This window comes from Nonomuraea sp. NPDC047529, from assembly GCF_040642995.1.
Lineage (GTDB): Bacteria > Actinomycetota > Actinomycetes > Streptosporangiales > Streptosporangiaceae > Nonomuraea.
This window is the reverse complement of the sequence record NZ_JBEYTJ010000019.1, coordinates 127,701-140,559: the sequence shown is the minus strand read 5'-3', so window position 1 is coordinate 140,559 and position 12,859 is coordinate 127,701. Positions and strand designations below refer to the sequence as shown.

Annotated in this window: 12 protein-coding genes; 7 read left to right on the top strand and 5 right to left on the bottom strand. The window is 72.2% G+C overall.

Annotation, left to right across the window (positions count from 1 at the left end; genetic code table 11):
• Positions 1-75: 75 nt before the first annotated feature.
• The 3 genes from ABZ815_RS28120 to ABZ815_RS28110 all read right to left on the bottom strand — a co-directional run bounded on the left by ABZ815_RS28120 (position 76) and on the right by ABZ815_RS28110 (position 2,278).
• The gene (locus tag ABZ815_RS28120) at positions 76-1,446 is read right to left on the bottom strand and encodes a hypothetical protein (RefSeq protein ID WP_357702977.1); all 1,371 of its coding nucleotides are present in this window, start codon (positions 1,444-1,446) and stop codon (positions 76-78) included.
• A 71-nt stretch (positions 1,447-1,517) separates the two neighbouring features.
• Complete coding sequence (locus ABZ815_RS28115) at positions 1,518-1,778, bottom strand: SRPBCC family protein (protein WP_357702975.1); 261 nt, start codon at positions 1,776-1,778, stop codon at positions 1,518-1,520.
• A gap of 95 nt (positions 1,779-1,873) precedes the next feature.
• Positions 1,874-2,278: a hypothetical protein gene (locus ABZ815_RS28110; RefSeq protein ID WP_357702973.1), complete on the bottom strand. Its 405-nt coding sequence runs from the start codon at positions 2,276-2,278 to the stop codon at positions 1,874-1,876.
• 98 nt (positions 2,279-2,376) lie between these two features.
• On the opposite strand from ABZ815_RS28110, the gene ABZ815_RS28105 reads away from it, so the two are divergent.
• From ABZ815_RS28105 to ABZ815_RS28095, 3 genes are all read left to right on the top strand, one after another.
• Complete coding sequence (locus ABZ815_RS28105) at positions 2,377-3,345, top strand: helix-turn-helix domain-containing protein (RefSeq protein WP_357702971.1); 969 nt, start codon at positions 2,377-2,379, stop codon at positions 3,343-3,345.
• An 84-nt stretch (positions 3,346-3,429) separates the two neighbouring features.
• Positions 3,430-4,011 carry a hypothetical protein gene (locus ABZ815_RS28100; RefSeq protein ID WP_357702969.1) on the top strand — a complete coding sequence of 194 codons (582 nt, stop codon included), beginning with the start codon at positions 3,430-3,432 and terminating at the stop codon, positions 4,009-4,011.
• Positions 3,995-4,540, top strand: a complete 546-nt coding sequence (locus ABZ815_RS28095) for an OmpA family protein (protein ID WP_357702967.1) — start codon at positions 3,995-3,997, stop codon at positions 4,538-4,540. Before ABZ815_RS28100 ends, ABZ815_RS28095 begins: the two co-directional genes overlap by 17 nt.
• 21 nt (positions 4,541-4,561) lie before the next feature.
• Here ABZ815_RS28095 and ABZ815_RS28090 read toward each other — a convergent pair whose 3' ends face one another.
• Both ABZ815_RS28090 and ABZ815_RS28085 read right to left on the bottom strand, forming a co-directional pair.
• Positions 4,562-5,641, bottom strand: coding sequence for a trypsin-like peptidase domain-containing protein (locus tag ABZ815_RS28090; protein ID WP_357702965.1), 1,080 nt, complete (start codon positions 5,639-5,641; stop codon positions 4,562-4,564).
• A gap of 19 nt (positions 5,642-5,660) precedes the next feature.
• Positions 5,661-7,091 (bottom strand): AMP-binding protein, encoded by a 1,431-nt coding sequence (locus ABZ815_RS28085; RefSeq protein WP_357702963.1) that lies wholly within the window; start codon positions 7,089-7,091, stop codon positions 5,661-5,663.
• A 797-nt stretch (positions 7,092-7,888) separates the two neighbouring features.
• Between ABZ815_RS28085 and ABZ815_RS28080 the strand changes: the two genes are divergently transcribed.
• From ABZ815_RS28080 to ABZ815_RS28065, 4 genes are all read left to right on the top strand, one after another.
• Positions 7,889-8,671, top strand: coding sequence for a hypothetical protein (locus tag ABZ815_RS28080; RefSeq protein WP_357702961.1), 783 nt, complete (start codon positions 7,889-7,891; stop codon positions 8,669-8,671).
• 70 nt (positions 8,672-8,741) lie between these two features.
• Positions 8,742-10,919 (top strand): acyl-CoA dehydrogenase, encoded by a 2,178-nt coding sequence (locus ABZ815_RS28075; protein ID WP_357702959.1) that lies wholly within the window; start codon positions 8,742-8,744, stop codon positions 10,917-10,919.
• Positions 10,920-10,996: 77 nt separating this feature from the next.
• On the top strand, positions 10,997-12,550 hold the full coding sequence (locus ABZ815_RS28070) for a hypothetical protein (protein ID WP_357702957.1): 1,554 nt from the start codon (positions 10,997-10,999) through the stop codon (positions 12,548-12,550).
• A 124-nt stretch (positions 12,551-12,674) separates the two neighbouring features.
• Positions 12,675-12,806: a hypothetical protein gene (locus tag ABZ815_RS28065; protein ID WP_260477562.1), complete on the top strand. Its 132-nt coding sequence runs from the start codon at positions 12,675-12,677 to the stop codon at positions 12,804-12,806.
• The last annotated feature ends 53 nt before the right edge of the window (positions 12,807-12,859 follow it).

The following is a 12,859-nucleotide window of genomic DNA, read 5'->3' as shown; positions in this document are numbered from 1 at the left end:
CCAGAACGCCTCCGACCTGCCGAGATCTCGGCGGGTCGGAGGCGTTCTGCTGTCCGGGGTGTGTTGTTGTGCTGCCTAGAGCGTGCGCAGCCATTGGCGGAAGCGGTCCAGGCCGGGGCTCGGCGTCGGTGACGGCAGGGTGCGGAGCAGCTCGTCGTCGGTGGCCGGGCGGGCGTCGAGGGCCGCCTGGCGCAGCAGCTTCGCGTCCACCCGCAGGCCGCCGAGCACCTGGACGGTCACCGTGTCGCGGCGCATCGCGTAGCCATGGGTGTCCTCTTTGCGGACGTACGTGAGGCCGGGGCCGGCGGTGGTGCACTCCTTGGCGAGGAAGCAGACGTCGTCACCGTCGACGTAACTCGCGTACATCGTGATGCGGACGGTCTGCGCGCCGTTGCCGGTGTGGTCGGCGGGCGTGTAGATCAGGCCCGGCGGGATGCCCGTGAGCTGTGGGGTGTATCCCGGGATCTTCGCCGCGTAGTAGTCGCCGGTCTGCTCCTGGTCGCCCAGCTCGCGGGCGGTGGCCGGGCGCAGGGTCCGGGCGGCCGACCGGAGCAGGGCGTGGTCGACGGCCGCGCTCCCCACCACCGCGACGTACCGGCGTCCCACCCGCACCTGGTAGCCGTGTTCCACCGGGCCTTGCCGGTAGACCAGGCCGCCGGGCTCGGCCGTGCACGACTCGACCGGCAGATGGGCGTCCAGCGCGGTGGGTTGTCCGCATCTGTCCTCGCCCACCATGAGCCGGTCGTACGCGGCGATCGTGATGTGCCGGTCGGGCGGGACGGAGGCCGGGTCCGCGGGCATGAAACCGGAGGCGCCCAGCCCGTCGCCGTAACCGTTGCCGTCGGGGCGGTAGCCGGGGATGGCGACCACGTACGCGGTCTTCCGGGAGAGGTTGCCGGCACTCAGCCGCGTCTCCAGGTCGTCCGGCGGGTCCTGGCGCAGCACGGCCACACCGGCCGCCAGGAGGGCCAGGATCAGCCCGAGAGCGACCGCGCGGTAGCGCCACCCGCGGACGAACACCCCGGCCACCAGGGCGTGCGGGACCCCGCCGAGCAGGAACGTCAGCAGCGCGTCGCGGCTCACGCCGAGGCCGGCGATGTCGGTCACCCTCCAGCCGAGCAGCCATCCGGCGGTCCCCAGGCCCAGGACCAGCAGCGCCCACAGCAGCCGGCCGCCGAGGGTGGTGCCGAGGACCGACACGTCACGGGTGGCCTTGATCACGAAGACCAGGTAGCCGAGGATGGCCGCCACGGCCAGTGCCGCGGCGACGAGGGGCGCGGTCTCGTTGACGGCGAACAGCAGGATCATCAGGACCATCCCCGCCGCCGGCAGGATGAGCGATCCCACCGTCCAGGCCGCGGCGAGATGGGCCAGGACCCGCACCGGCTTCGGCACGGTCGGCCCGGTAGCCCTGGGCGGTCGGTCGTTCTCGGTTTCCGCGCGCACGCCGCTCTCCGTTCTTCGCGTCAGCCAATGTGTTGGATGAACGCCGGGCGGCGGGGGTTCGGCGGGCCGGGTCAACGTTCGAGGGTGGTCTTGAGGTGGCGGTTGCGGACGTTGATGAGGTGGGTCATGTGGCGGCGGAGGACCAACCGGTCGGCCAGGCGGCCCAGGAGACCGGCGGGGGCGGAGAAGTCCACGATGTCGGTCATGAGGGTGGCGCCCGCATGCGGGGCCGCGTCGAAGCGATGTTCGTGGCGCCAGTGGCGGAACGGGCCGGACACCTGCTCGTCCACGAAGTACGCGGGCCGCTCCCACGCGCTGATCGTCGAGGTCATCCGCCAGGTGAGCCCGAAGTGCCTGGCCTGCCAGGTGACCTGGTCGCCGAGGCCGAGCAGGCCCGTGGTGACGCCCGCGCGTGGAGGTCGTCGGGTCAGTGGGCGCAGCCGGCGTACTCGTCGAGGCGGCGGAACATGGCGGCCAGCATGAGCGGGAACATCGCGACGTGCGCGACGACCATCAGGACGCCGCCGTCGATGACGCCGAGCCACAGCAGCGGATACAGCGGCACGACCGGGACGAACATCGCCGCGCACATCTCCAGCGTCGGCGGCCAGCGGTGGCCGCGGAAGCGCATCCACGCGGCCATGCCCACCGACATGTCGACGGCCATGATCAGGTACGCGAGCTCCGGCGACTCCTCGTGGGAGACGGACAGGCCGACGGCCGACTGGAGGGCGCCGAGCACGAACATGCCGGCGAACATGGCGAGGATCATCTCCACGTAGTGGAGGGCGAACTTCGACCAGCGACGTCCGGTGATGGAAGGCGGTGTCATGCTTCCGACTGTGGCCGGGCGGGGGCGGCATAAAGGAAGGGCAAGGTGGTACATGTCCGGAAAGTTGGGTTGTCTGTCTGCCCTACTACAGTCGTGCCATGGAGTACCGGCGGGTCGTGGTCGTCGCCTACGAGGCGGCCGAGCTGCTCGACATCGCGTGCGTCACCTCGACTCTGGAGAACGCCAACTGGCACGGCGCCTCACCGTACTACCAGGTGCGGATGGCCACTCCCGGAGGCCATCCCGTCACCACCGCCAGCGCGCTGGTGCTCCAGGGCCAGCTCACGCTTGAGCGGATCACCGGGCCGCTCGACACGCTCATCGTCTCCGGCGGCACCGGCCACCTGGACGCCGCCGAGAACCCGCTGGTCGTCGGCCACGTCCGCAGGCTGGCGCGGGAGAGCAGGCGGGTCGCCTCGGTGTGCACCGGCGCGTACGTGCTGGCCGCCGCGGGGCTGCTCGACGGCAGGCGCGCCACCACCCACTGGCGGGAGGCGGCCGACCTGGCGGCCCGCCATCCGCGCGTCACCGTGGATCCCGCCCCGATCTACGTCCGCGACGGCGAGGTGGCCACGTCCGCCGGGGTCACCGCCGCGCTCGACCTCACGCTTGCCTTGGTCGAGGAGGACAACGGCGCCGAGCTGTCCAGGACGGTGGCCCGCGGCATGGTCACCTACCTGCAACGGCCGGGCAACCAGGCGCAGATGAGCATGTTCGTCAGCCCTCCGGCGCCGGCCGACAGCCTGGTCAGGCGGACCGTCGAGCACATCTCCGCCAACCTGGCCGCCGACCTCACCGCGGCCACGCTGGCCGCCGCGGCGGGCGTCAGCGAACGCCACCTGACCCGGCTGTTCCTCAGGCATCTGAAGCAGACGCCGGGCAGGTTCGTGCGGCAGGCCCGTACCGAGGGGGCGGCGCACCTGCTGGTCTCGACCTCGCTGCCCATGTCCGCGATCGCCGTACGCTGCGGTTTCGGCACGGCCGAGACGTTGCGCCAGGCGTTCGTGGACCGGTACGGCATCCCGCCGTCCCGGTATCGGCTGACTCAGTCGTCTGCGACCGGTTAATTGCCTTTTGTCCGGCCCGAAAGGAGTAATTCGGGCTAGTGTGACTGACTTGGGCACTTTCCCGAGCATTAAGGTGATCATCAGATGCGAAAGACGATCGCGCTGACCGGGGCGGCCGTCGTCCTGTCGGGGTGCGGCATGCTGCCCGGCGCGCAGTCGCGGACGGCCGCGCAGGAGACGGCGGCCACCACCGCTCCCGCCGCCGCCACCACCTCCTCTGCCTCACCGCCGCAGAGCGCGCCGCCGCAGCAGGACGAGGTCATCGCCACCCGCGAGGCCAAGGTCGGCTCGGGCGGCCAGCACGGCAAGGCCCGCGTCGACATCACCGCGCTCAAGCGCCAGGGCAGGACCGTCACACTCAACTGGACGATCACCGCCACCGACGGCAAGGTCAACGTGCACAACGGCCTCGGCACCGGCACGCTCGACTACACGGTCGCCAACGTCTCCCTGATCGACCCGGTGAACGCCAAGCGCTACCGCGTCGCCCGCAACGGCACCGGCCCGGACGCCACGTGCGTGTGCTCCGGCACCCAGGGCCAGTTCCTGGAGAACGGGCAGGCCAGCACGCTGTACGCGGTCTTCGCCGCGCCGCCGCCGGAGGTCACCAAGGTCAACGTCGAGATGCCGATGCTGGGCGTGCTCACCGATGTTCCGCTCTCTTAGCGTCGCGCTGGCCCTCGTCCTGACGCCGGCGCCGTCCCCGGTCCAGGTCCCGCCCGACGCCATCGGCCCGGTCGAGGACCTGGTGCTGCCGGTCGAGGACATCGTCGGCGAGGTCGAGTCCATGGACGGCGCCGAGAGCGAGACCAAGCAGGGCCGCCAGGTGACGGTCGCGCTCACCAGCGACGTGCTGTTCGCGCTGGACAAGTGGCGGCTCACGCCCAAGGCCAGGAAGCGGCTGGCGGACGTGGCCGCCAAGGTCGAGGCGGAGGGCGCGGGCGGCGTCGTCAGGATCGGCGGGCACACCGACGACCAGGGGAGCGACGCGTACAACCTGGTGTTGTCGCGGCGGCGTGCACAGGCCGTGCGCGCGGCCCTCGCGCCGCTGCTCGGCGGCGGGAACGTCACCCTCCAGGCCGCCGGCTACGGCGAGACGCGGCCCAAGTTGCCCAATCTGGTCGAGGGCAAGCCGGTGGAACGGAACCGGGCGAAGAACCGCCGCGTGGAGATCGTCTTCACGGCCAAACAGTGACGGGCGCGGTCGGGCGGGGTGTCACTCGGCCTTGAGTTCGCCGAGCGTCACCGTGACGGTCTGGGTGCCGCCGTTGGCGCGCAGGATCTCCACCTTGACCTGGTCGCCGGGTTTGTAGGCGCTGACCTCCTCCGCCAGCGCGGCCATGGTCGCGGTCTTCTTGCCGTTGATCGAGAGGATCACGTCGCCGGACCGGATCCCGGCCTTCTCCGCGCCGCCGCCCTTCTCCACGCCGGCCACGCCCACGCCGCTCGGCTGCCCGGTGGCGCCGATGACCGTGCTGCCGCGGATGCCCAGCGCGGCCCGGTGGCTGTTGGTGACCTTGCCGCTCTTGACGATCTGGGCCGCGATGTCGGTGGCCGTGTTGCTCGGGATCGCGAACCCGATGCCGGGTGCGGCCCCGCCGCCGAGCTGGGGGTCGGTGGCGGCGAGCGTCGGGATGCCGATGACCTCGCCGGCCAGGTTCACCAGCGCGCCGCCGCTGTTGCCGGGGTTGATCGCGGCGGAGGTCTGGATCGCGCCGCTGATGGTGGCTCCCGGCGATTCGGGGTTCTGGGGCTCGCTGACGGTACGGCCGAGCGCCGAGACGATGCCGTTCGTGACGCTGCCCGACAGGCCCAGCGGGTTGCCCATGGCCAGGACGATCTGGCCGACCCGCAGCTTGCTCGAGTCGCCGAACCTGGCCGGACGCAGGCCGTCGGGCTGCTCCACCTTGATCACGGCCAGGTCGCCGGCGCCGAACGCCTTGACCAGCTTGGCCGGGCGGGGTGCGCCGCCGGTGGCGATCGTGACGTTCATCTCGGTCGCCTCGCCGACCACGTGCGCGTTCGTGACGATGTGACCTGCCGTGTCGTACACGATGCCGGAGCCGAGGCCCACCTTGGTGTTGATCTGCACGATCGACGGCAGGACGTCCGTGATGACCCGTTCGTACGCGCTCTCCAGCGATTCCGGCCCGCTCCCCGGTGCCGCCGCCGAGGTGGGCGACGGCGAGCCCGGCATGGTCGTGGCCGGCGAGACCGTGGACGTCGAGGTGGACGAGGACGGCCCGCAGGCGGTGAGCAGTGCGACGGCGGCCAGCCCCGCGACGATCTCCCTCATGGGGAGGTCTCTGCCCAGCTCAGCAGGAAAGATACGCCTCCCGGACGTCGCGTCTGCTCAGCTTGCCGGTCGGGGTGCGCGGCAGCGACTCCCGGTACTCGATCACCCGGGGGTGCTTCAACCGGGCCAGCCGGGGCCCGCAGTGCCGCAGCAGTTCGGCGGTCAGTGCCTCGCCGCCCGCCACGCCCGGTGCGGGCTGGACCAGCGCCACGACCTTGTGCCCCCACTCGGGATCGGGCACGCCGATCACCGCGACGTCGGCGACCGACGGGTGTTCGAGCAGCGCGGCCTCGATCTCGGCGGGGTAGATGTTGACGCCGCCCGAGATGATCAGGTCGGTCCTGCGGTCCAGCAGGAACAGGTAGCCGTCGGCGTCGAGGTAGCCGATGTCACCCGGGGTGTAGGCGGCGCCGCGCATGGCCGAGGCGGTCTTGCCGGGGTCGCCGTGGTACTCGAAGCGGTTGATGCCGCCGATGTAGACCGTCCCGGGCTCGCCGGGGGGCATCTCGTCGCCGTCGTCGCCGACGATCGTGAAGGCCATCCCGTCGAGGGCCCTGCCCACCGTGCCCGGCCTCTCCAGCCACTCCCGGGACGACACCATGGTCGCCACCGCCGCCTCCGTCGAGCCGTAGTACTCCCACAGGACGGGGCCGAGCCAGTCGATCATGGCCTGCTTGGTGGCGGGCGGGCAGGGGGCGGCGCCGTGATAGAGGTGGGTGAGGGAGGACAGGTCGTACCTGTCCCGGTCCGGCACGGCGAGCAGCCGGTGGAACATCGTGGGCACCATGAACGCGTTCGTCACCCGGTGCCGTTCGATCAGCTTCAGCGCCTCGGCCGCGTCGAACCGTTCGGGGGCCACGATCGTGTGGCCGAACTGCAGCGCCATCATCGCCTGGCCGTACGGGGCCGAGTGGTAGAGCTGCGAGCACACCAGGTGCACGCCGTCGGACGGCAGGCCGAAGTGACGCCAGCTCTTGCGCATCAGGATGGGGTAGAGGTCCTCGGGCGTCAGGTCGAGCAGGCGGCGGCGCACGCCCTTGGGGCGGCCCGTGGTGCCGGAGGTGTAGAGCATCATCGAGCCGGCCCGGCGGTGCCCGGGAGCGGTGTCCGGCCGGCCGTCGATCAGGTCGGCGACCGTGAGCGCATCGGGGGAGACGACGACGTCGGCCGCGCAGTCGGCGATGACGTAGTCGATCTCCTCGGCCGTGAAGTGCCAGTTGACCGGCACCAGGTAGGCGCCGATCTGGTAGGTCGCCAGCATCATGGTGAGGGCGTCGAGCCCGTTCTTCAGCACGGTCACCACGGCGCCGCCCGGCCGGACGCCACGCGCGACCAGGCCGTGGGAGGCGCGGTTGGCGCGGCCCAGCAGTTCGCCGTAGGTCGCTTCCACGTCGCCGAGCAGGGCGGGACGGTCTGGATCGGCGGCTGCGATCTCGTAGAAACCCCTCATGTTCGCAGACCATACAGAATTAGATTCTGCTGGGGGAATAGAGGAATTATCCTCCTCTGTGGTGACGTAACCTCAAGGCCATGGCGGACGTCGGCGACGAGAGATCAGCACAGGACACCCAACCTTTCCGCAAGGTCGTCGTGCCGCCTGCCGAGCAGACCGTCAAGATCCCGCGTCCGCCTCGGCCGGGGGCTTCCCAGCCGGTCGGGCCCGCTCCGCAGCCGCCGTCCGGCCCCCAGGCTCCCCGCCCCGCCCCTCCCGGCTCCCGGCCCGGCCCGCCGCCCGCCCCGCAGTCCGCTCAGTCGCCCGCACCACCGTCCGCCCCGGCGCCCGCTCGGTCGCCCGCGCATCCGTCTGGTCAGCCGCCGTCCGGGCCGCAGGCGCGCCCGCACCCAGGGCCGCCATCAGGGCCGCAAGGGCGCCCACCGTCCGGCCCGCAGGTGCGCCCGCAGCCTCCCTCCGGGCCGCAGCCTCCCTCTGGGCCGCAGCCTCCCTCTGGGCCGCAGCCTCCCTCTGGGCCGCAGCCTCCCTCTGGGCCGCAGCCCCTCTCCGGGCCGCAGGCTTCCTCCGGTCGGCGGCCTTCCGGCCCGCAGCCTTCTTCCGGTCCGCAGGCGGGCCCGGCCGGTCCGCCGGGTTCCCTCGGCCCGCTCGGTCGCCCGCCGCAGCCGCCGCAGGGCGGGAACCCGCAGCTTCCGGGTGGGGGACGGCAGGGGCAGGGGAGGGCGGCGGGGCATCAGCCTGTGCAGGTGTGGCCGCCGGGATCGCCCGGATCGCCCGAGTCGGGCCCGGGCGGACCTGTGACGCCGGTCGTCACCAAGCCGCACAAGCGCGGCATCGGGGACATCCCCATCCGCGTGGTGTACCTGGCGGGCGCGATCCTCGTCACCGTCGTGGCGGTGCTGCTGGTGTTCGTCGTGTTCTCCGGCGACGTGCCCACGCGCGTCGACTCCACCGGGACGCCGGTCTCCGTCGCCCCGGTACCGGCCGCGACCGCCACCCCGACCGCCTCGCCGACGCCCAGCGAGACGCCGGTCGTCCTCCCGGCGGTGCCCGAGAGCAAGGCGTTCGCCACGTTGCCGGGCAAGGCGTCCGTGGTCAGCGGGATCATCTCCGACCGGACGTCCGGCATCAGCTACCCGCGCCTGGCCGCGCCCTGGGACGCCAAGTCGTTCGCGCCGTTCACCGTCGCCCAGCGCATCGGCAAGGTCGCGGTGCCGCACACCGTGATCGCCTCGGCCATGTTCCCCGGCGACGCCCCCGAGAAGAAGCCCTCCAAGGACGCCGACTACCGCGAGATGGCCACCCGCGCGGCCCGCTGGACCCTGCGTACGCAGTACCCGGCGGGCGCCACGCTGACCTCCTGGACCGGGTCCAGGAAGGTGCCGGTCGGCAAGGGCTGGTCGCTGGGCTACAAGGTCACGTACGTCTCGGGCGGCAAGACCGAGACCGCCCAGGCCATGGTGACGATCGTCGAGGTCGGCAAGACGAAGCCGGCGATGCTGATGGCCTCGATCCCCGAGAAGAACAAGGCGCGATGGCCTGATTTGAACACACTCGTCCAGCAGGTGAAGCCCCTCTAGGCCAGAAGCATGCTCTAGAATATGGTTCTGGGCATCAGGCGTGGACTTTGACCTGGCTGGAGGATGAGCAATGGCGATCGGATTGAGCGAGGAGCACGAGGCGCTCCGCGACTCGGTGAGCGGCTGGGCCGACCGGAACATCCCCTCGGAGCTGCTGCGATCCGGGTCGGACGGGCGTCCGCCGTTCTGGCCGGGCCTGGCCGAGCAGGGGCTGCTCGGCCTGCACCTGCCCGAGGAGTCCGGCGGCTCGGGCTACGGGCTGCTGGAGGCGGCCGTCGCCGTCGAGGCGCTGGCCGAGAAGCTGGCCCCCGGCCCGTACGTGCCGACCGTGCTGGCGAGTGCGGTCATCCACGCCAGCAAGCGGCACGACCTGCTCGAAGCCCTCGCCGACGGCACGCTGACGGGCGCCGTCGCGCTGTCCGGCTCGCTCACCGGCGCCCGCGCCGACGACGGCTCGCTGGTCGTCTCCGGCACGGCCGACCCGGTGCTCGCCGGCTCGCTGGCCGACGTGCTGGTGCTGCCGGTGACCACGTCCGAGGGCGAGGAGTGGATCGCCGTCGACGCCGCCGCCGTCACCGTCACGCCGGTCGAGTCGCTCGACCTGACCCGTCCGGTGGCCAAGGTGGAGCTGTCGGAGGTGAGCGTGCCCGCCGAGCGGGTGCTCGACGGCGTGGAGAGCCCCGACGTGCTCAACCTGGCCGCGATCCTGCTCGGCGCGGAGGCCGCCGGGCTGGCCTCCTGGTGCGTCACGGCCGCCGCCGCCTACGCCAAGGTACGCGAGCAGTTCGGCCGCCCGATCGGCCAGTTCCAGGGCATCAAGCACAAGATCTCCCGCATGCTCGTCGCCCTTGAGCAGGCCCGCGCCACCGTCTGGGACGCCACCAGGGCCGAGGGCCGCGAGCTGGAGTACGCCGCCGCCGTCGCCGGTGTGATGGCCCCCGACGCGGCCGTCCAGTGTGCCAAGGACGCGATCCAGACGTTCGGCGGCATCGGCTACACCTACGAGCACGACGTGCACCTGTACTACCGGCGCGCCCTCACGCTGCGCGCGCTGCTCGGCTCGTCGGCCGAGTGGGCCGCCTCCGTGACCGCGCTCGCCCTTCAGGGCGTCGGCCGCGAGATGGAGATCGACCTGCCCGAGGGCGCCGAGGAGCTGCGGGAGGGCATCCGCGCCGAGATCGCGGAGATCGCCCGGCTTGAGGGCCAGGAGCAGAAGCGGGCGCTGGCCGGGCGCGGCTTCGTCATGCCTCACCTGCCCAGGCCGTGGGGCCGCGCGGCCAAGCCGCTGGAGCAGGTGCTCATCGCCCAGGAGCTCAAGGCCGCCAAGGTCAGGCTGCCCGCGATGATCATCGGCGCCTGGGTGGTGCCGTCCATCGCCGTGTACGGCACGCCCGAGCAGCAGGAACGTTTCCTGCCCAAGACGCTCGCCGGCGAGATGATCTGGTGCCAGCTCTTCTCCGAGCCGGGCGCCGGGTCCGACCTGGCCTCGCTGCAGATGAAGGCGGAGAAGGTCGAGGGCGGCTGGCGGCTCAACGGCCAGAAGATCTGGACGTCGGTCGCCCACGTGGCCGAATGGGGCATCTGCATCGCCCGCAACTCCTCCGAGGGCACCAAGCACGAGGGCATCACGTACTTCCTGGTGGACATGAAGGCCCCCGGCGTCACGGTCAGGCCGCTCACCGAGATGACCGGCGAGAACCTGTTCAACGAGGTCTTCCTCGACGACGTCTTCGTCCCGGACGACCTGGTCGTGGGTGAGGTCGGCGACGGCTGGAAGGTCGCCCGCAACACGCTGTCCAACGAGCGCGTGTCGCTCTCGTCCGGGTCGGGCGGCACCGGCGCGTCCGTGCCCGACCTGCTCGGGCTGATCGGGCGGCTGGGCCGCGAGCTCACGCCGGCCGAGGAGCAGGAGGTGGCGGGGGTCGTGTGCGAGGGGCACTCGATCAACGCGCTGTCGCTGCGGGTCACGCTCAAGCAGCTCGCCGGGACCGAGCCGGGCGCCGACGCCTCCGTACGGAAGCTGCTGTCCACCTCGCACGCCCAGCACGTCTCCGAGACGGCCGTGAGCCTGCTCGGCGCCAAGGCCGTGGTGGCCGCCGACATGAAGCTCGGCGACGCCGGCTACTGGAACCGGGCGGTGCTCGCGACCAGGGCCATGACCATCTACGGCGGCACCACCGAGGTGCAGCTCAACATCATCGGCGAGCGTATGCTCGGCCTGCCCCGGGACCCCGAGCCGGGCAAGTAACACATGTGAGGTTTCGGCGGCTACTCTCCCTTGTGTCCGGACTGCCCGTCCCGGCGCGAGGGAGAGGCGGTGTCACGGTGCGCGAAGGCCGTGCGGGCCGCTGGGGGCCCGCGGTGCTGGGGCTCGGGCTGGCGGTGCTGGCGCTCGGACCGGCGCTGGCGTGGGGGCTGGTGCTCCGGTACGACCTGCTCTTCGTGCCCGACCCGCCGCTCTGGCCCGACCGTGGCGGGTTCCCCCGGGCGGTGCCCAGCGACCTGGTCGTGGCGCTGCTGTCCAGGGCGGTGCCCGTGGAGATCGTGCAGAAGGCGGCCCTGGTCGCCGTCTTCGTGCTGGCCGCGAGCGGGGCGGCGGCGCTGGTGCCGGGGGAGCGCAGGCTCGCCCGGTTCGTGGCCGCCGCGTTCTACGCCTGGAACATCTACCTCGCCCAGCGGCTCATGCTCGGCCAGTGGGCCCTGCTCCTGGGCGTGGCCGGACTGCCGTGGGCGATCCGCGCGCTCACACGGGACGACCCCGGCGACGGCGCGCGCGAGGCCCTCCCCCCGGCCTCTCGGTCGCGGGCGGGACTCGTGCGGTGCGGGCGGCTGGCGGCGGCGTTGCTGCCCGCCGCGGTCGGCGGGTTCCAGGCGATGCTGGTCTCCTGGCTGACCCTGATGCCGATCGCCGTCGCCCGGCGCAGGGTGCCGGTCGCCGCCGGGGTGCTGGTGGCGTTCAGCCTGCCGTGGGCGGTGCCCGCGCTCGGCTCGGGCGCGGTGACGGACCCGGCGGGGGTGGACGCGTTCGCGGCCCGCGCCGACGGGCCCTTCGGCGTGCTGGGCAGCCTGCTCTCGCTCGGCGGCATCTGGAACGCCGAGGCCGGGCTGCCGGGCCAGGAGTCGTGGTGGACGGCGACCGCCCGCCTCCTCCTGGTCCTCGCCGGTCTGTACGGCTACGCCCGCCTCCGCTCGGCCCCCGTACGGCCCGCGTGGTGGGGCGGACTGGCGGTGGCGGCGGCGGCCGGGTTCTGCGTCGCGGGGCTGGGCGCGTTCCAGGCCGGGCGGGAGGCGCTCAAGTGGCTCATCGCCCTGTGGCCGGGATTCGGCCCGCTGCGCGACGGCCAGGTCTACCTGGCTCCGCTGGCCCTGCTGACGGCGGTCGGCCTGGCCTCGGTCCTGCGGTCGGGCGCGCTCGCGCTGGTCGGGGTGCTGGCCCCGGTGCTGGCGCTGCCGACGTTCGCGCTGGGGGCGTTCGGCCGGCTGGAGGCGGTGACGTACCCGGCGGAATGGACGGCGGTCCGGCGGATCGTGGACGGCGACCCGGCGCCGGGAGCCCTGGTGTCGCTGCCCTGGGGTGCCCACCGGGCCTTCGCCTGGAACGGCGGGCGGGTGGTGCTCGACCCCGCGACCAAGCTGTTCAGGCGCCGGGTGCTCTGGGACGACACGCTGCTCGTCGGGCTGCCCGGCGGCGGCCGGCTGCGGGTGCGCGGCGAGGACCCGCTGAACCGCCGTGCCGGCGACCTGCTGGCCGCCCACGCCTACGGCGAGCTGCCTGCCAGATACCTCCTCATGGCCGCGGGCGAGAACGGGTTCCCGTCCGCGCCGCCCGGGTGGAGAACGGTCTTCGACGGCGAAGAGCTGCGCTTGCTGCGGCATTGACCGGCTGTTTCATGATGTACCGGAGGGTAACTTGCTTTATCACGGTTTGACCAATGTTATGGATTCAAGACGAAACACGTTCTAGTCTCGGCACACCGCGTCACCGGAAGGAAGGGAGTGCTTCGTGTTGCGACTTCTCGTGGCCCTGGCAATAGGAGCCCTGCTGGCGGTCGGAGCCTCGGTCGCGGTGGTCAACGTGGCCTCACCCTCGCTCACCCCACCCAACCAGCCGCTCTACAACTACGGCACCAGGTGATCCATCCCGCTTGACGCGGGGCCATGCACAGCGAGCACGGAGTGTGGCTCCGC